Below are 18,838 nucleotides of genomic sequence, written 5' to 3' on the forward strand. Positions count from 1 at the left end.
CATCACCATTCTCCTATCCGATCGAGGTAAATGCCGGGAATGTCTCGAGCAGCCACTGCGCGATCCGGGACATCTGGCCGGTCATGAAGAGCACGCCGGTGATCACCAGCAGGCCGCCCATGGCCATTTCAATCTTGTGCATGTGCCGCCTGAAGCGCGCCGCGAAGCGGATGAAGCGTCCGGCGAACAGTCCGGCGGCGAGGAAAGGCAGGCCGATCCCCACGGCATAAGTGGCAAGCAGGCCGGCGCCCTGCAAGGCCGTGTCGCGCCCGGCGGCAACAAACAGGATCGTCGCCAGGATCGGCCCGACGCAGGGCGTCCAACCGAAGGCGAAGGCGAGCCCCATCACATAGGCGCCGATCGGGCCGGCCGGCTTGCGGTCGACAGAGACTCGCGCCTCGCGATAGAGCAGCCCGATGCGGAAGACACCAAGAAAATGCAGGCCCATGAGGAAGATGATGGCGCCGGCGATGATCGACAAGGTGTCGAAATAGCGCGCCACGGTCTGGCCGATGATGCTGGCGGTGGCGCCAAGCGCCACGAACACGGTGGCAAAGCCCAGCACGAAGAAGAACGCGGCGCGAAAGATCCGGCGCGACGCCTCGGGCTTGATCTCGTCGTCTGATATCTCGGCAAAGCTCATCCCCGCCAGCCAGGCCAGGTAGGGAGGCACGATCGGCAGCACGCAAGGGGAGAAAAAGCTCAGGACGCCGGCAAGGAATGCGGCGCCAAATCCGATATCGAGCACTATATGATCTCCCTGAAGCGCCCGATCCTCGGCGACGCAATCCCGTTGGTAAAATATGCAAAACATGATATGTATTGCAATGACTATTTTGGCAACCCGCAGGAGGGATACACGATTCGGATGACCAGGCTGACCTTGATGGCCGCAGTGATGGCCTGGACGCTGATGTCCGCACCGGCGCGGGCGGCCGAACTGGTGATGTTCGAGCAGGCGGGCTGCGTCTGGTGCGCGCGCTTCAACGCCGAGATCGCGCCGGCCTATGCCAGGACCGACGAAGGACAACGCGCACCTCTCAGGCGCGTCGATATCCATGCGCCGATTCCCGCAGATCTGGCCGCCATTCCCATCGAGCGATTCACGCCGAGTTTCGTGCTGGTCGAGGACGGAAAGGAGTACGGACGCATCCGCGGTTACCCCGGTGACGAATTCTTCTGGTTCAGGCTCGACGAACTGCTTTCGGCACTGCCTAAATCGGTTAGGCCCTCTGTTTCCAGAAGCTGATTCAACCTATACAATCTCACCGGCTGGCCAATGCCACCGTTCGTGGACCCATCGAGAGACCGAAGATGACACTGCCCCGTCTCAATGCGAACATGGATGCCGAAGAATTCAATGAACTTGTCGCCCAGGCCCGCAAGGCCAGCGAGCTGCTCAAGGCCTTGAGCCATGAGACTCGGCTGTTGATCCTGTGCCTTCTTTCGGAAGGCGAGAAATCGGTCTCCGAGCTCGAAGGCATCCTGTCGATGCCGCAGGCAGCGGTGTCGCAGCAGCTGGCGCGGCTCAGGATGGATGGCCTGGTCGAGACCCGCCGTGACGGCCGGATGATCCACTACTCGATCGTCAACCACGAGGTCTCGTCCGTCGTGGGCACGCTCTACGAGCTGTTCTGCCGCAGCGTGCGGCCCGATCCGGCAGCGGAAAAGTTCTGACCGGCAGAGTGGCGGCGGCCCCGTTGCGGGATCATCCGGGGGAGCCCCTGCCCCCGGCTTCCCCGCTGCAATCTCTCCGCTGCCCTCACTGCCGCTGACTTCGGTTGCCGCACCTGCGGCAAGCTGGCGATCGGTGAGACTGTTGCGGGTTGATTGCGCATCGTGGAAGCTTCACAGTGGCGGCGGAGGCGCCCGCCGGCAGGATGGGCGCGGGAGGAGAGCAGATGATAGTCCTTGAAAGCCCCTGGGGCCTGGCCCTGTGTGCCGTCATGATCGGCACCTGCATGGGCTTTGTTGCGCGCCGGCATCATTTCTGCACCCTCTCCGCGCTCGAGCGGCACTGGTACGCGGGCGATTCCAACGGCATCCGCTCCTGGGCACTGGCCGCCATCACCGCGCTTGCGGCAACCCAGCTGCTGACAGCCGCCGGCGCCATCGAGGTCTCGTCGAGCTTCTATCTCACGGAACCGCTGCCCGTGGCCGGCAGCATCATCGGCGGGCTGATGTTCGGCTTCGGCATGGCGCTGGTCGGCACCTGCGGCTTCGGCGCCATCATCTGGCTTGGCGGCGGCAACTTGCGGGCGCTGGTGGTGCTCACCGGCATCGGCCTTGCCGCCATCGCCGCCCAGCGCGGCATCACCGGCCACCTGCGCGTGGCGCTTTTCGACCCGATGCGCGTTGATCTGTCGGCTCTCGGCGGCCAGTCGCTTGGTGCGCTCGCCAGCCATGTCTCCGGTCTCGACATGTCCCTCGCCGTCGCCCTACTGCTCGTGGTTGCGGGCGGATGGTGGGTCTTCCGCGATGTCGGCTTCCGCAAGGACCGCGGCAAGATCGCCGCCGGTCTGGTGATCGGCCTCGGCATTGCCGCGGGCTGGGCCGCGACCTCGTTCTTCAGCCAGCACCTGTTCGACCCGGTGCAGATCGAGGCGGGCTCCTTCGTCACGCCGGTCGGCGACACCATCCTGCAGATCATCACCGTGACCGGCGCGGTGCCCGATTACGGCGTCGGTCTGGTGGTCGGGATCTTTCTCGGCGCGGCCCTTGCCGCCTGGCGCGCCGACGACATGCGCTGGGAAGCCTGCGACGATGCCCGCGAACTCGGACGGCACCTGCTCGGCGCGTTCCTGATGGGCACCGGCGGCGTCTTTGCCCTCGGCTGCACCATCGGCCAGGGCGTCAGCGCCGCCTCGCTGATGGCGGTCTCGGTGCCGCTTGCCATGCTGTCGATCATTCTCGGCGCCCGGATCGGGCTTGGCCTTCTCGTCGAGGGCTCCGCCTTCGGCTTCCTGCGCGCGCCGAGTGTGCCGCAGGGCCACTGACCGGCCCGAGCGGCGCTGCCGGGATCACGCGTCCGGCGCGAATCTGTAGGCGGAATCCGTGCGCTCCACCCGGCCCTGGCCCGGCATCGGCAGGTGGTAGCCGATGATTGCGGCCTTGTCCGCCGCCAGCCGGTCAAGCAGCGCCATCCGGGTCCTGATGCCCATGCCGGTGTCCTGGTCGGCCCCGCTGGGCCACTCCGGATGCTCGAACGAGATCAACGGATGCGAGATAGCGTCCCCCGCCACCAGAACCGGATCGCCGCCGCCATGCACCATGAACGAGGTGTGACCGGGCGTGTGGCCGGCGGTGTCGACCGCCTCCACGCCCGCGACCACCTCGTCGCCCGGCGCGAACAGATTGATCCGGTCGGCAATCAGCGCCAGCCGCGAGGCGGCGCCGACGGCAAAGGTCTTGCGCGCCTCCTCCATGACATTGACCGTCTCCGGATCGGTCCAGAACTGCCATTCCACGGCACTCATGTGGAAGCCGGCATTAGCAAAGACCGGCTCGTCGAAATCGTCGATCAGGCCCCAGAGATGGTCGGGATGTCCATGGGTGAAGATGACGTCGGTGACCTCATCCGGCTCGACCCCCGCGGCGGCGAGACTGTCGGCGAGCTTTCCAGCGGTCGGCATGAAGTTCCCGCCCGCCCCGACATCGAACAGGATCAGACGGTCGCCGCTGCGCAGCATCGTCACGTTGCAGTCGGGCGCCAGCGAATCCACCGGCTGGCCGGCCGCAGCCAGCATCGCCTTGAGCTCATCCTGCGGCACGTCCGGATAGGAAAAGCCGAGCGGCAGCATCAGATGTCCGTCGCTGAGCACGGTGAACTCGGCCGCGCCGGCGGCAAAGCTGCGCCGCACGGGCATCAGCGGCAAACCTGCCATGCCGGCGGCGGCAAGCCCGAGGGACAGGAAATCGCGGCGGCTGGACTTGATCGGACGGCGCATGAAGGCTCCTCACATAGAATTTAATGCATATGATTGCAGCCCGGTTGATCAAGGTCAATGCGGCAAACGACCGGGAGATGAAATTCTCTACGTTAGGGGGACGGTCATATGGATCTTGCAGCACTTGCCAACACGGTCGGAGACGACTGGACATTGATGATCGGAGGCGGAGCGATCGGCCTCCTCTTCGGCGCCTTTGCCCAGCAAAGCCGTTTCTGCCTGCGCTCGGCGGTGATCGAGTTCGCCCATGGCGACATCGGCGAAAAGACCGCGGTCTGGCTGCTGGTCTTCACCATTGCCGTTGCCGGGACCGGACTGCTCGACCTGTCCGGCGTGATCGCCGTGACCGAGGCCCGGCAGCTCGCCTCGCCGCAGAGCCTGTCGGGCGCGGCCGTCGGTGGTCTGATGTTCGGCGCCGGCATGGTGCTGGCGCGCGGCTGCGCCAGCCGGCTGCTGGTGCTGTCGGCCACCGGCAATCTGCGCGCGCTGGTGTCCGGCCTGGTGTTCGCCGTCGTCGCCCAGGCCAGCCTGCATGGCATGTTGTCGCCGGTCCGCGACCGGATTGCGGCGCTGGCCATCACCGCAGCGGGCGGCGGCAATGATCTGGTGCGGATGTCGGGGATCGGAACTGGCGCCGCCGTCGCCATCGCCTGCATGGCGGCAGTGGCGGCGATCGGGCTGGCGCTCTACCGCCGCCTTCCGCTGAGGCGGCTTGTGTTCGCCTGCCTGGTCGGGGCCTGCATTCCCGCCGCCTGGTGGTTTACCTACACCATGTCCGGGATCGCCTTCGAGGCGGTTCGGCTGGAAGCGATCAGTTTCACCGGTCCGTCCGCCGATGCCCTGATGCGGGTGCTGAACCGACCGGGCACCGGACTTGATTTCGACACCGGCCTGGTGCCGGGTGTCTTCCTCGGCGCCTTCATCGCCGCCGCGCTCACGGGCGAACTCAGGCTGCAGGGCTTTGAGGGCGGAGCGCCGATGCGACGCTACCTGGTCGGCGCGGCCCTGATGGGGTTCGGCGGCATGCTGGCGGGCGGCTGCGCGGTCGGCGCGGGCGTCACCGGGGCAAGCGTCTTTGCGCTGACCGCCTGGATCACGCTGTTTGCCATCTGGCTCTCGGCGGGCCTGACCGACTGGTTGGTCGACCGCGGCGCCGCACCGGCATTGCCGGCTGCAACACCTGTGCCGCGCGACTGACCGCATCGGATTGTCCGCAAGCAAATGGCCCCGAACGGGGCCATCTGCCTCGACTGTCGTGGTGATCGGAAGCGGGCCGCCTCAGGCCACCGCGCGCGCCAGCGCGCATTGCGACCAGAGTTCGCTCAGCGCCATCGACAGCTTGGCGATGTCGGCCTCCGTGTGCAGCGGCGTCGGCGTGATCCGCAGCCGCTCGGTCTTCACCGGCACGGTCGGATAGTTGATCGGCTGCACATAGATGCCGTGCCGCTCCATCATCACATCGGAGATCCACTTGCACTTGGCGGCATTGCCGACCATCACCGGCACGATGTGGCTCGGATTGGGCATATGCGGAATGCCGTGCGCGTCGAGCGCCTTGCGCACCTTGGCGACCACGTCCTGGTGGCGCCGGCGCTCGAGCTGGCTCGCCTTCAGGTGCTTGATCGACGCCGTGGCGCCGGCGGCCAGCGCCGGCGGCAGCGCGGTCGTGAAGATGAAGCCGGAGGCGAAGCTGCGGATGAAATCGCACAGCACGGCCGATCCGGTGATGTAACCGCCCATCACGCCAAAGGCCTTGCCCAGAGTGCCCTCGATCACCGACAGCCTGTGCATGATGCCCTCGCGCTCGGCGATGCCGCCGCCGCGCGGGCCGTACATGCCGACCGCATGCACTTCATCGAGATAGGTCATCGCCCCGAATTCGTCGGCGACGTCGCAGATGTCGGAGATCGGCGAGATGTCGCCATCCATGGAATAGACGCTTTCGAACGCCACCAGCTTCGGCGCGGCCGGATCGTCCATCGCCATCAGCCGGCGCAGGTCGGCGGCGTCATTGTGCCGGAAGACGCGCTTGATGCAGCGCGAATGGCGGATGCCTTCGATCATCGAGGCGTGGTTGAGCGCGTCGGAATAGACGATGATGCCGGGAATGTTGCCCAGAAGCGTGCCGAGGGCCGCCCAGTTGGAGACATATCCCGAGGTGAAGATCAGCGCCGATTCCTTGCCGTGCAGATCGGCCAGTTCGCGCTCGAGCAGCACGTGATAGTGATTGGTGCCGGAAATGTTGCGGGTTCCGCCGGCACCGGCGCCGCAGAGATCGATGGTGTCCTTCATCGCCGATGTGACGAGCGGATTCTGTCCCATGCCGAGATAATCGTTCGAGCACCAGACGGTGACCTCCTGGGTGGAGCCGTCAGGCAGATGCCGGGTCGCACGCGGAAATCCACCGGCGTGACGCTCCAGATCGGCGAAGACCCGGTAGTTTCCCGCTTCCCGCAGGCCTGACAGACGCTGCTCGAAAAATGCATCAAAATTCATAGCAAAAACCCTATATGTCTCAACGAAGATGCGAAACATCCATCCCGCCGTCAACCCGAAAAGTGCCGCATCGGCATTTTGAAGCATACGGCCCACAATTCAAACGCTTTTGTCAGGTTTGCCGCATGCCGGGGTCAATACAATCCGGGTTCGCCCTGATCAAGCCGGATTCACGGCCGGTTGCTGCGGCTTGTGGTCACTCCCTGCCCGGCTGGACCGCCGTGACCGCCGCCGAGATCAACGTAAACGGCAGCGCCCCGTAGGCGGCCACGTCGTCGGAGCCGGCGCAGGGTCGCAGATGCCTGCCCGGCCGCGACGACAGAATCAGCTTCTCCGTGCCCGGCTGGATGCCGAAGTCGGCCGATATCCGCAGATCGAGTTTTTCGAACCGCCACAGATTGCGGAACCGGCCCCGCGCCAGATGCGCCGTTGGCGTGTTGACTTCGAACTCGATTCGCCGCCGCACGGCCGGCGTGGCCAGCCGCACCTGCAGCCTGATCCGCAGCCAGGCGGCGCCGGACAGGTCCGGCGGAATCTCGATGTCCCAGTTCAGCCTTTGCGCCGCGTCCGCCGCGGACGCCGCGGCCGTGCGGTGACTGCGATGGACTGCGAGCCGCGGCTGCGGCGCCTTTTCGGTCGTCGACGGACCCCCACGCGCCTTTCGCATCTGCTTGGCCAGCCAGCGCAGGCCATGCAGCACGGGACCGGACCTGTCCCGCGGCCTGGCCTCGAGCAATTCGCCCAGCGAGCGGAACGGTCGACTGAGGCTCCAAGTGCGCAACTGGTCGAGGAAGCCGTCGGCGATGCCGAAATCGCCATTGCTCTTGAGATAGTCAAAGGCCACCAGCGCCGGACAGGACAGCCGCCGCCGTTCGATGAGTCCGGCAAGCACGCCGTAATCCACCGGCATCGAGGTCAGCGTCACCGCCATGTCGACCAGCCAGTCGGCGTGGGCATGGGCATCAAGCCCGCCGTGTCCGACCGAAATCGCCAGCCGGTCCTCCGCTGACGGCACCAGCACGTCCACGCCGGAAAGCACCCGCTTCTGCGCGCGCGACCAGAGCCCGTCGTCATCGATCGCCGACCCGTGAACGGGATGGAATGCAAGGCTGTGCAGGTCGATGTCGCCGAAGGAGCCGCGAAACAGGTTCATGCCCCGCACCTGTCCGATGCCGGCGGCAAGCGACAGCACGCTCGCGCCGGAGGCGGGAGTCCATCCACCCTCGACGAGAATGGCGAAGGCCCCTGCCATATGCGAAGGCCTGACGACGATGTCGATGTCGTGCGCCACCCGCCCGCGCGCCGAATCGCCGCCGTCGGCCATGCGCGCGGCCCCCTTGATCACCATCACCGGCACACCGGCTGCCACCATCGCCGACAGCGCCGGAGCGGCCTCGCGCAGCGACATCATCGTCCGGGTCCACAGCATTCGCTGCAGCCCGACAAGACGCGGATAGCTGTCGAGATCGGCGAGCCTGCGGCCGAAGCGGACGATGATCGCCGCCAGCAGCCGGTGCTCGCGAAAGGTGACGACATCGATGTCATGGCCGCCGAGCCAGGCGCGCGCGTGCCACATCGCCACCGCATCGTCCGGATGAATGGCGGCGATGATCAGCCGGTGGTGCCAGCCGACGGGCTGCGCCCATTGCGGCCCGGGCAGAATCCCAGCGGCGACGGCGGAGATCATCTGTCTTCTCCGCTTTCGGTCCGCCGCTTGCGCAACATGGCCTGGCGGACGACATGCAGGTAGCCGCGATCCTTCTTGGCATCGCGTCCGTGCGACAGGCTGCCGGGATGAATGCGCCGCAGCGCCAGCACGTCCGGAACGACGACCAGTTCAAGGCCCGCTTCCCTGGCCCGCGCCAGCCAGTCGACCAGTTCGCCCCGACACCCGGTTCCGCTCGCTTCATTGCAGATTGGATGGACAAGTCAAGCCTGCAATTACATGCGCTTACCTTCTCTCCGGGTGCCCGGGCGCGCAAGCCGCCCGAGGTCGCTCGTCACAGGTAGGTGGAGCGTTCCAGCGGGGTGATCTCGTTGTCGAAAGCCTTGAGCTCCTCGCGCTTGATCTCGGCAAAGATCCGCCTCAGATCGGCGCCGAACAGCCTGCGGATGAAATCCGACCGCTCGAAATCCTCGATGGCGTCGTCCATGTCGTCCGACAACTGCGGCAGCGGCACATTGTAGGCGTTGCCCTCGACCGCAGGCGGCGGCATGATGCCCGCCTCCAGTCCCTCGATCATACCGCCCAGCACGCCGGCAAGCACGAAATAGGGATTGGCGTCGGCACCCGACATCCGGTGCTCGAGCCGCCGCGCCCGGTCGTCGGAGGCAGGAACCCTGACCACGACCGAGCGGTTGTTGCGGCCCCAGGCGATTCGGGTCGGCGCATAGGAGCCCGATTGCAGCCGGCGGTAACCGTTGAAGCCGGGAATGTAGAGCAGCAGCGTGTCCTTGAGCGTCGACAGCATGCCGGCGGCGGCGTGCTGCAGCCGCGTGTCGCCGCCTTCGCCGGAAAAGATGTTGCCGTCGGTGTCGTCGATGATGCTGGCATGCACATGCATGCCGTTGCCTGGCCATTCCAGGAACGGCTTGGCCATGAAGGTGGCGCGCAGATTGTGCTTGTGGGCGCATTCCGTGATCACCCGGCGCAGGAGCACGGTGTCATCGGCCGCGGCCATGGCGTCGGAGCGATGCTTGAGATTGACCTCGAACTGGCCGGGTGCCGCCTCCTTGATGATGGTGTCGATCGGCAGGCCCTGGGCGATGGCCGCGGCACGGATTTCGGCGAACAGCTCGCTCTGGCCGCGCAGTTCCGACAGCGAATACATGTGCTGGCGGTCAGGACCGGGGCCGTCATCCTTGCCCATCCTGCCCGAGCGCTGGAACACCGCCGGGTCGACGAGGTAGAATTCCAGTTCGAAAGCCACCACCGGCCGAAGGCCCTTGGCGGTGAAGCGATCGACCACCTTCTGCAGCGCATTGCGCGGATCGATGTCGTAGGGCTCGCCGTTCTCCATGTGCATCGACATCAGCACCTGTGCCGAGGGTCGCGGCGCCCAGGGCGCCCGGTTGATGCGCCCAGGCACGGCCCGGCAGTAGCCGTCGATGTCGCCGGTCTCGATGTGGATGCCGGTGGATTCGACTTCGCGGCCCCAGATATCCAGGCCGAAGATCGACAGCGGCATGTTGATGCCCGGATTGCAGACCTTGGAAATGGCCTCGGTCGGACCCCACTTTCCACGCATCACGCCGTTGATGTCGGCGATGAGGAAATCCACCGATTCGATGTCGGGATTGTCGGCCAGGAACTTCTCGGCTTCGGCGTTCAGAGAGCCGGCGGCGCCGGTCTCGCTCATATTGTCAGCGCTGATGCGCATGGGATCACCTTTGCCCTTCCGGGCGGTTTGTCTCGCCCGCTGGGGGCATCGGCGCTTGTCCGCAGGCGGATTCTGTGCACACAGTCCGCGCAAAGGTCAAACACCAAATCCGCTGGTGCGGGCCAAAATCCCGGCAACAGGAACTGTCAAATGCGCGTCAACACCTCGTCTCATGATCTCAAGATCGCGGATCAGAAGCACCATCTGCACCCTTTCACGGAGCACGGTTCGTTGGGTGTAGATGACCGGCGCGTGATTTCCAAGGCCGACGGCGTCTGGTTGTGGGACACCGACGGCAACCGCATCATGGACGGCATGGCGGGCCTGTGGTGCGTCAATGTCGGTCACGGCCGCCAGGAGATTGTCGAGGCGGTGCGCGCGCAGATGAGCGAGCTGTCCTATTACAACACCTTCTTCAAGACCACCCATCCGCCGGTGATCGAGCTGTCGGAAATGCTCGCCGGCATTGCGCCCGACAACATGAACATGGTCTTCTATGCAGGCTCGGGCTCGGAGGCCAACGACACGATACTGCGGCTGGTGCGCACCTACTGGGCCTTGAAGGGCCAGCCGTCGAAGAAGACGGTGATCAGCCGCAAGAACGCCTATCACGGCTCCACCGTGGCCGGCGCCTCGCTCGGCGGCATGGGAGCGATGCACAGCCAGGGCGGCCTGCCGATCCCGGACATCCATCACATCGACCAGCCCTACTGGTTCGGCGAGGGCATGATGACGGGCATGAGCGAGGACGAGTTCGGGCTTTGGGCGGCGCGAGAACTCGACCGCGCCATCGAGAAGATCGGCGAGGAGAATGTCGCAGCCTTCATCGCCGAGCCGATCCAGGGCGCCGGCGGCGTCATCGTCCCGCCGGCCACCTACTGGCCGGAGGTCAGGCGCATCCTCGAGAGCCGCGACATCCTGTTCATCTCCGACGAGGTCATCTGCGGTTTCGGCCGCACCGGCGAGTGGTTCGGCTCCGGCTACTACGACATGAAGCCGGACCTGATGGCGATCGCCAAGGGCCTGACGTCGGGCTATCTGCCGATGGGCGGCGTGCTGGTGTCCGACGAGATCGCCGAGGTGCTTCACCGCGAGGGTGTCGAATTCTACCATGGCTACACCTATTCGGGGCACCCGGCCTGCTGCGCGGCGGCCATCGCCAACCTGACCATCATCAAGCGCGAAGGCCTGGTCGAGCGCGTCCGCGACCACATCGGCCCGTATTTCCAGACGCGCTGGAAGTCGCTGCAGGAGCATCCGCTGGTCGGCGAAGCCCGCATGGTCGGCCTGTTCGGCTCGCTGGAGCTGGTCCCCGACGAAAACGACCTGATGAAGCGCTTCGACAATGTCGGCAAGGTCGGCACCATCACCCGCGATCACTCCTTCGCCAACGGACTGGTGATGCGCGCGGTGCGGGATTCGCTGATCATCTCGCCGCCGCTCACCATCACCGAGGACGAGGTCGACCATCTCGTCGCCACCGCAAGGAAGACGCTTGACGACGCCTGGGGCTCGCTGCGCACGGCCGGCCTCGTCTGAGCCGGATTAAGCTTAACGAAAGAATAACGACGCCGGTTAACCCGTGTCGGGGCCGGCGCCGCTAGTCTGCGGCCTCCTGTTCGGAGGCACAGAATGGTCGAAACATCCGTTGAGAGCGCCATCGCGCGCGCGGGCGACCGCATGGCAGCGCTCGACCTCCTGCGTTTTGCCGCCGCGCTCGGCGTTGTCGGGTTTCACTATCTCTTCCGCGGCGCCGCGGAGGCCGGGTTGCTCGACAGGTCCTACGGCCAGGCAGGCGAGTTTGCCCGCTTCGGCTATCTAGGCGTCAATCTGTTCTTCATGATCTCAGGCTTCGTCATCATCTGGTCGGCGTCGGGCCGCGACTGGTACAGTTTCGCGATCGGCCGGGTAACACGACTCTATCCGGCGCATCTGGTGGCCATGACGCTCACCGCCGTTCTCCTGGCGCTGTGGGCGACGCCGCCGCTGTCGGCATCCGGCGACCAGTGGCTCGCCAATCTCACCATGCTCGCACCCGTGTTCGGCCAGCCCTTCATGGGCGGCGCCTACTGGTCGATTGTCGTCGAGATCATCTTCTACGGCTGGGTCGCCGTCGGTCTCGTGACGGGCCTGCTGCCGCGCCGCACCGACGTCTTCGTCGCTGGCTGGATCACCGTCCTCCTGGTCAACACGCTGCTCATCGACTCGCACGCCCTGGCGGTGCTGTTCATCACGCCCTACGCCGCCTGCTTCTGCCTCGGCATCATGGCGTGGCGGGTGACTGCGGACGGCGTGTCACCGTTCAGAACATTGCTGATTCTCGCCGCGCTCGGATCGACGTTCCTGACCGCCGAGAGACAGAGACTGGATATGATCCACGATTACGGCGAGACGATCCCCATCCTCGCGGCGGTGCTGGCCAATGCCGTGGTGACGGCTGTGTTTCTCGCAACGGTGTTTTCCGCGCGCCGGCTGCGGCCGGCCGGCTGGATGCTGTCGCTGGGCGGCATAAGCTACCCGCTCTATCTCATCCACCAGAACGCCGGATATGTGATCATCAACGCCGCGGCGCCGGTGATCGGCAGATGGCCCGCAGCGCTGCTCGCGGGTCTTGTTGCGCTTGGGGTCGCCTGGTTCATCTGGCGCTGGTGCGAACCTCCTGGCCAGCGACTGGTGCGCGCGCTGCTGACGCCGCTTGGCCGTTTCTGCCGCGAACAAGGCCGCCCGCGCGCACGTTGATCGCGGCGGACAGAGTCGGGCGCTGCTGCCGGACGAGACCGCAAAGACGCCATGGATCATTGCTCCCCGTCTCCCGCGTCGACGTGGAGGCGAGTCGCCGCCGGTCGCCCGGCCCGCCGGGGCCATGACGTGAAAGGGGCGCCCGGTGGGCGCCCCCTTCCAGTATTGCTGACCGCCGCTTACTGCGGCAGCTTGTCGTCGACGCCTTCGACATAGAAGTTCATGCCGAGCAGCGTGCCGTCGTCGGAGACCTCGCCGTCCTTGAGCCAGACGGTGCCGTCCTGCTTGTTGATCGGGCCGGTGAAGGGATGCAGCTCGCCCGATTCGATCTTCTTCTGGGTCTCCTCGGCCATTGCCTTCACGTCGTCGGGCATGTTGGTGTAGGGCGCCATCGAGAGAATGCCGTCCTTGAGACCGTCCCAGGTGGATTCGCCGCCCTTCCAGCTGCCGTCCATCGCTGCGGCGATCTGCTTCTCGTAATAGGGACCCCAGGTGTCTTCGATGGCGGTGAGCTGCGCGGTCGGCCCGGCCTTGATCTGGTCGAAGGCCTGACCAAATGCCTTGATGCCGCGCTCTTCGGCGACCTGCATCGGGCCGGTGGAGTCGGTGTGCTGGGTGATGATGTCGACGCCCTGGTCGATCAGCGCCTTGGCCGCGTCGGCTTCCTTGCCGGCGTCGAACCAGCTGTTGACCCAGACGACCTTGAGCTTGAAGTCCGGATTGACCGAGCGCGCGCCGGTCAGGAAGCCGTTGATGCCCATGACCACTTCCGGAATCGGGAACGAGGCGATGTAACCGGCGACGCCGGTCTTCGACATCTTTCCGGCGATCTGGCCGATGATGTAGCGGCCTTCATAGAAGCGCGAATTGTAGGTCGTCACGTTTGGCGCGGTCTTGTAGCCGGTGGCGTGCTCGAACTTCACGTCGGGAAACTTGGCGGCGACCGCAATCGTCGGGTCCATGAAGCCGAAGGAAGTGGTGAAGATGATGCCGCAGCCTGACCGGGCGAAGCGTTCGATGGCGCGTTCGGCGTCCGGACCTTCAGGCACGTTCTCGAGCGCAACGGTTTCGACCTTGTCGCCGAGCTTTTCCTGGGCATATTCGCGGCCGGCTTCGTGCGCCTGGGTCCAGCCGCCATCGGTCTTCGAACCGACATAGATGAAGCAGGCCTTGTACTTGTCCTCGGCCAGTGCGCTCGTCACCGCCGTCACCGCCAGCGTTGCCGCCAGTGCAAAAACAATCTTCTTCATTTCGTTCACCTCTCTGTTGCTCCTCCGGCTTTGCCGGATGGATTCGGAAATCGGGTCTGGCGCGGGCGCGGCGACCGCTGGAGCGCTCCTGCTTTTCATTGAACCGCCAAAGCGCTCCAGCTTGTTGGTCTGTCGCATTGTACCGCGACGAAGTGAAATTCACTTCGTCTGGACATGCTCTAGCGGTCCGGCACGAAGGCTTGGCCCAGCGAAGCCGGAGTGTTCATCAGTGTCAAGCGGCGGTCACGCGAAATGATCACCAGAACGACGATGGTGGCGACATAAGGCAGCGCGGACAGGAACTGCGAGGGGATGCCGAAGCCAAGCGCCTGGGCGTGCAGCTGGCCGATCGAGACCGCACCGAAGAGATAGGCGCCGCCGAGCACGCGCCAGGGGCGCCAGGAGGCGAACACGACCAGTGCCAGCGCGATCCAGCCACGCCCGGCCGTCATGTTTTCCACCCATTGCGGCGTGTAGACCAGCGACAGATGCGCGCCCGCAAGTCCTGCGCAGGCGCCCCCGAACATCACTGCCAGATAGCGGACCTTGAGCACGTTGATGCCGAGCGCATGGGCCGAGGCGTGGTTGTCGCCGATTGCCCTTAGAGTGAGGCCGGCGCGTGTCCTGAACAGGAACCAGGCCACGCCGCCGGTCAGCATGAGCGAGATGTAGAAGATCGGGTCCTGACCAAAGACCAGCCGGCCGACCAGCGGGATCTCCGTGAGGACCGGGATGTGGATGCTGCCGAGCTTGACGCCGGCGGTGCCGACGAAGCTCTCGCCGATCATGCCGGACAGGCCGAGGCCGAGAAGCGTCAGCGACAGGCCGGTGGCGACCTGGTTGGCGGCCAGCGACAAGGTCAGCACGCCGAACAGCAGCGAGAAGAAGGCGCCTGCGGCAATCGCCGCCAGCATGCCGACCCAGGGAGAGCCGGTCAGCGCCGTGGCGGCGAAGCCGCAGACCGCGCCGATCACCATCATGCCCTCGACGCCAAGATTGAGCACGCCCGAGCGCTCGACCACCAGTTCACCGATGGCGGCGATCAGGAGCGGCGTTGCCGCCGTCATGATGGTCAGCAATATGTTCTGGGCGATGTCCATCAGGCCTGGCCTCCCACCGCCGCGATTGCTTTGCGCCAGACCAGCCGCACCTGGTAGTGAATGAGCGTGTCGCAGCCGAGCACGAAAAACAGCAGCAGTCCCTGGAAGACGCGGCCGACCTTGTCGGAGATGCCGAGTGTCATCTGCGCCGCCTCGCCGCCGAGATAGGTCAGCGCCAGCATGAAGCCGGCCGCAATGGCCCCCAGCGGATTGAGGCGCCCGAGGAAAGCGACGATGATGGCGGTGAAGCCGTAGCCGGGCGAGATCGTCTCCCGGAGCTGGCCGATGGCGCCGGAAACCTCGCAAATGCCGGCAAGGCCCGCAAGCCCGCCGGAAAGCAGGAAGGCGAAATAGACCATCCGCGACTGTGAGAAGCCGGCAAAGCGCCCTGCCCGCGGATTGGCGCCGAGCACCCGGACCTCGAAGCCGTTGAGCGTGTAGCGCAGCATGAACCAGGCGGCGAAGGCGGCAATGACGGCGAGCAGGATGCCGTAATGGGCGCTTCCCGCCGAGGGCATGATCTCCGGCAGCCGCGCCGCCTCCGTCAAGCGTATGGAGCCCGGAAAATTGTTGCCGTTAGGGTCCCGAAGCACGCCGCGGGCCAGCCAGTCGAGAAACAGTTGCGCGGTGTAGACCAACATCAGGCTCACGAGGATCTCGTTGGTGTTGAAGCGGGTCTTGAGAAAGGCGGGGATCACTCCCCATGCGGCGCCGCCGGCCATGCCCAGCACCAGCATCAGTGGCAGCGTCAGCCAGTTCTGGAAGTCCGGCATGAGGATGGGGACCAGCGAGCCGACAATGCCGCCCATGATGAACTGGCCCTCGGCGCCGATGTTCCAGTTGTTAGAGCGGTAGCAGACCGACAGGCCGACGGCGATCAGGATCAGCGGCGCCGCCTTGATCGTCAGTTCGTGCAGCGACCAGACCTCGGTCAGCGGTTCGATGAAGAAACTGTAGAGCGCGTCGAACGGATTCTTGCCCAGCGCCATGAACAGGATGGCGCCGGCAACGAGCGTGAGGCCCAGCGCGATGAAGGGCGACAGCACCGCAAACAGCTTCGAGGGCACCGGTCGCTTCTGCAGTTCAATGCGCATGGCTTGCCTCCGGCATCGCGCTGCCGCGGGCAGTCCCGTCATGAAACCCGCCCATCAGCAGGCCGATGCGCTCGCGCGTCATGCTGGCAACGGGTTCGGGCGCGGACAGCCTGCCCTCGTTGATGACGCAGATCCGGCTGGAAATCTCGAACACCTCGTCGAGATCCTGGCTGATGACGATGACCGCCGAGCCGCTCTTGGCGAGATCCACCAGGGCCTGCCGGATCCGGCTCGCAGCCCCCGCATCCACGCCCCAGGTCGGCTGGTTGACGACCATCACCCGCGGCTGCCGGTCGAGTTCGCGCCCGACGATGAATTTCTGTAGATTTCCGCCCGACAGCGACCCGGCCGGGGGGTCTTCCTGCGATTTCCGCACGTCCATCGCCGCCGATATCCGCTTGGTGGCGGCGGCCACCGGTCCCATGTTGATAAGGTCCAGCCAGCCCCCCGAAAGAAACGTCTTTCGGTCGGATGCATAGCGCGACAGCACCAGGTTGCCGCTGAGGTTCATGTCCGGGACCGCCGCATGGCCGTGGCGCTCCTCCGGCACGAAGCTGCATCCCATCAGCCGGCGCGCGGTGATGCCCTTGCTGCCCGCGGCCACGCCGGCGATCCGGACCGACTCCGCATCGGATACCGGCACTTCGCCCGACAGGACGTCGAAGAGCTCGCTCTGCCCGTTGCCGGCGACCCCGGCGATGGCGATCACCTCGCCCGCCCGCACCGTCAGGTCGATGTCGCGCAGCGCCACCGCGAAGGGTGTCCGCGCCGGGGCATTGAGTTTGCGCACCTCGACCAGCACCTCGCCGGGCGCCTGCGCGCCGCCATAGGACACCGAGGCCACCTCGCTGCCGACCATCATGCGGGCAAGCGATGAGGGCGTTTCCGCGCGCGGATTGCAGGCCCCGGTCACCTTGCCGTGGCGCAACACCGTGGCCCGATCGCAGATGCGCTGCACCTCCTCCAGCCGATGGCTGATATAGAGCACCGAACGGCCCTCGCCCCTCAGCTTTTCGAGCGTCTCGAACAGCTTGTCGGCTTCCTGCGGTGTCAGGACCGAGGTCGGCTCGTCGAGGATGATGAGTTCGGGATTCTGCAGCAGCGTGCGCACGATCTCGATGCGCTGCCGCTCGCCGACCGACAGATCGGCCACGTGGGCATGGGGATCGAGCGGCAGCCCGTACTGGTCCGAGAGCCGGCGCGCCTCCTCGGCGATTCGGTCGATGGCGACGTTGCCGTCGAGCGCCAGAGCGATGTTCTCGGCCACCGTCAGCGCCTCGAACAGCGAGAAATGCTGGAAGACCATGCCGATGCCGGTGGCGCGCGCCTCCCTGGGGCTACCGATCCGCACCGGCTGGCCCTTCCAGTCAATCGTGCCGGCGGTCGGCTCGAGCACCCCGAACAGCATCTTGACCAGCGTCGACTTGCCGGCTCCGTTTTCACCCAGCAGCGCGTGGATCTCGCCCGGCGCGATTGTCAGGTCAATGCCGTCACAGGCCCGGAGACTGCCGAATACCTTGGTCAGCCCGCGGATCTCCAGCAGCGGCATATCTTTCGCAAGTCCTGTCACACATCCCCCGTGAACAAAAAACAGGCACGCACAAATGCTGCGCAACGCCAAGGTTCACCAATTCTCGGCCAAATTCAAGGGACCAGAGGGAGCCCCGCACGAGTTTTCCCAAATGGCGATCCCGTGGCTGGCAGGCCAGGCGGGAGGGATTGTGCGTTCTGCTTGGCAGATCCTGAAATTCCGGCGCCGTCCCAGGCGAAGCAGCCCCCGGTTCCGGGCATTCGTTATGCCAGGGACCGGGGGCCGGGATCTGGTCACGGCACCAGGACGGTGGCTCCGGTGGTCGCCCTGCCCTCGAGATCGGCATGGGCCTTGGCGGCATCGGCCAGCGCGTATCGCTGCTTGATCTCGATGCGCACCGCCCCGCTTGCCACCGCCGCAAACAGCGCCGCTGCGGATTTTTCGAGATCCGCCCGGGCTGCGTTGTAGACGAAGATCGAAGGACGCGTCGCATAGAGCGAGCCCTTCTTGGCCAGCAGGCTGAGATCGAAGGACTCGATGGCGCCCGAAGACTGGCCGAACGCCGCCCAAAGGCCGCGCGGGCGCAGGCAGTCGAGCGACCCGGGATAGGTGTCCTTGCCGACGGAATCATAGACCACGTCCACGCCGCGGCCGCCGGTCAGGTCCTTGACCCGGGCGACGAAATCCTCGCTGCGGTAGTTGATCACGTGGTCATAGCCATGGCCGCGGGCCAGTTCCGCCTTCTCCTCGGAGCCGACCGTTCCGATCACCGTGGCCCCGAGCGACTTCGCCCATTGCCCGGCAATCAGGCCGACGCCGCCGGCGGCGGCATGGAACAGGATGGTGTCGCCAGCCTTGACCGCATAGGTGCGGCACAACAGATACTCGGCCGTCATGCCCTTGAGCATCATCGCCGCCGCCGTGTCGAGCCCGACGTCGTCGGGAACCTTGACCAGCACTGCCGCGGGCACCACACGCTCCTCGGCATAGGCGCCGAGCGGGCCGACATAGGCCACCCGGTCGCCTATCGCGAGACCGCTGACGCCTTCGCCCAGCGCCAGCACTGTTCCGGCGCCTTCGTTGCCCGGGACCAGCGGCAGGCCGTTGGGCGCCGGGTAGACGCCGCTGCGGAAATAGACATCGATGTAGTTGAGACCGACAGCCTCATGGCGGATGCGCACCTCGCCGGGCCCGGGATTGCCGACCGGGTGCTCGCGCCATTCCAGCACCTCGGTGCCGCCGGTCTTGGAAATCACGATTGCCTTGCTCATGGAAGTCTCCGCATTGCCTACAGGATTGGA

General features: G+C 65.7%; 16 protein-coding genes. 6 read left to right on the forward strand and 10 right to left on the reverse strand.

Annotated features, from left to right (window positions below; genetic code table 11):
• Positions 1–13 precede the first annotated feature (13 nt).
• Positions 14–748 (reverse strand): cytochrome c biogenesis CcdA family protein, encoded by a 735-nt coding sequence (locus tag DFR52_RS03840; protein ID WP_110030563.1) that lies wholly within the window; start codon positions 746–748, stop codon positions 14–16.
• Positions 749–751: 3 nt separating this feature from the next.
• On the opposite strand from DFR52_RS03840, the gene DFR52_RS03845 reads away from it, so the two are divergent.
• From DFR52_RS03845 to DFR52_RS03855, 3 genes are all read left to right on the forward strand, one after another.
• Entirely contained in the window at positions 752–1,249 is a 498-nt protein-coding gene (locus DFR52_RS03845; protein WP_425351128.1) for a thioredoxin domain-containing protein, read from the forward strand.
• A gap of 65 nt (positions 1,250–1,314) precedes the next feature.
• A complete protein-coding gene (locus tag DFR52_RS03850; protein ID WP_110030564.1) occupies positions 1,315–1,677 on the forward strand; it encodes an ArsR/SmtB family transcription factor in 363 nt (120 codons plus the stop codon).
• 224 nt (positions 1,678–1,901) lie between these two features.
• Entirely contained in the window at positions 1,902–2,996 is a 1,095-nt protein-coding gene (locus DFR52_RS03855) for a YeeE/YedE family protein (protein ID WP_110030565.1), read from the forward strand.
• A gap of 24 nt (positions 2,997–3,020) precedes the next feature.
• Here DFR52_RS03855 and DFR52_RS03860 read toward each other — a convergent pair whose 3' ends face one another.
• Positions 3,021–3,947 (reverse strand): MBL fold metallo-hydrolase, encoded by a 927-nt coding sequence (locus DFR52_RS03860; protein ID WP_110030566.1) that lies wholly within the window; start codon positions 3,945–3,947, stop codon positions 3,021–3,023.
• Positions 3,948–4,055: 108 nt separating this feature from the next.
• Here DFR52_RS03860 and DFR52_RS03865 point away from each other — a divergent pair, with 108 nt between their 5' ends.
• On the forward strand, positions 4,056–5,144 hold the full coding sequence (locus DFR52_RS03865) for a YeeE/YedE family protein (protein WP_110030567.1): 1,089 nt from the start codon (positions 4,056–4,058) through the stop codon (positions 5,142–5,144).
• 81 nt (positions 5,145–5,225) lie between these two features.
• On the opposite strand, the gene hemA is transcribed toward DFR52_RS03865, so the two are convergent.
• The 3 genes from hemA to DFR52_RS03880 form a co-directional block, all read right to left on the reverse strand.
• Entirely contained in the window at positions 5,226–6,443 is a 1,218-nt protein-coding gene (gene hemA / locus DFR52_RS03870) for a 5-aminolevulinate synthase (protein WP_110030568.1), read from the reverse strand.
• Positions 6,444–6,639: 196 nt separating this feature from the next.
• Positions 6,640–8,130, reverse strand: coding sequence for a nucleotidyltransferase family protein (locus DFR52_RS03875; RefSeq protein ID WP_110030569.1), 1,491 nt, complete (start codon positions 8,128–8,130; stop codon positions 6,640–6,642).
• A 313-nt stretch (positions 8,131–8,443) separates the two neighbouring features.
• Positions 8,444–9,823 (reverse strand): glutamine synthetase family protein, encoded by a 1,380-nt coding sequence (locus DFR52_RS03880; protein WP_110030570.1) that lies wholly within the window; start codon positions 9,821–9,823, stop codon positions 8,444–8,446.
• 150 nt (positions 9,824–9,973) lie between these two features.
• Between DFR52_RS03880 and DFR52_RS03885 the strand changes: the two genes are divergently transcribed.
• Together DFR52_RS03885 and DFR52_RS03890 are read left to right on the forward strand one after the other, a co-directional pair.
• Positions 9,974–11,362, forward strand: coding sequence for an aspartate aminotransferase family protein (locus tag DFR52_RS03885; protein ID WP_110030571.1), 1,389 nt, complete (start codon positions 9,974–9,976; stop codon positions 11,360–11,362).
• Positions 11,363–11,455: 93 nt separating this feature from the next.
• Complete coding sequence (locus DFR52_RS03890; protein ID WP_110030572.1) at positions 11,456–12,562, forward strand: acyltransferase family protein; 1,107 nt, start codon at positions 11,456–11,458, stop codon at positions 12,560–12,562.
• Between the two features lie 179 nt (positions 12,563–12,741).
• On the opposite strand, the gene DFR52_RS03895 is transcribed toward DFR52_RS03890, so the two are convergent.
• The 5 genes from DFR52_RS03895 to DFR52_RS03915 form a co-directional block, all read right to left on the reverse strand.
• Positions 12,742–13,812: a BMP family ABC transporter substrate-binding protein gene (locus tag DFR52_RS03895; RefSeq protein ID WP_110030573.1), complete on the reverse strand. Its 1,071-nt coding sequence runs from the start codon at positions 13,810–13,812 to the stop codon at positions 12,742–12,744.
• 179 nt (positions 13,813–13,991) lie between these two features.
• Positions 13,992–14,912 (reverse strand): ABC transporter permease, encoded by a 921-nt coding sequence (locus DFR52_RS03900; protein WP_110030574.1) that lies wholly within the window; start codon positions 14,910–14,912, stop codon positions 13,992–13,994.
• Entirely contained in the window at positions 14,912–16,006 is a 1,095-nt protein-coding gene (locus tag DFR52_RS03905; RefSeq protein ID WP_110030575.1) for an ABC transporter permease, read from the reverse strand. The genes DFR52_RS03900 and DFR52_RS03905 overlap by 1 nt, the downstream gene beginning before the upstream one ends.
• Positions 15,996–17,555, reverse strand: a complete 1,560-nt coding sequence (locus DFR52_RS03910) for an ABC transporter ATP-binding protein (RefSeq protein WP_110030576.1) — start codon at positions 17,553–17,555, stop codon at positions 15,996–15,998. The genes DFR52_RS03905 and DFR52_RS03910 overlap by 11 nt, the downstream gene beginning before the upstream one ends.
• A 275-nt stretch (positions 17,556–17,830) precedes the next feature.
• Complete coding sequence (locus DFR52_RS03915) at positions 17,831–18,808, reverse strand: quinone oxidoreductase family protein (protein WP_110030577.1); 978 nt, start codon at positions 18,806–18,808, stop codon at positions 17,831–17,833.
• Between the last annotated feature and the right edge of the window lie 30 nt (positions 18,809–18,838).

It is taken from the genome of Hoeflea marina (assembly GCF_003182275.1).
Classification (GTDB): Bacteria; Pseudomonadota; Alphaproteobacteria; order Rhizobiales; family Rhizobiaceae; genus Hoeflea; species Hoeflea marina.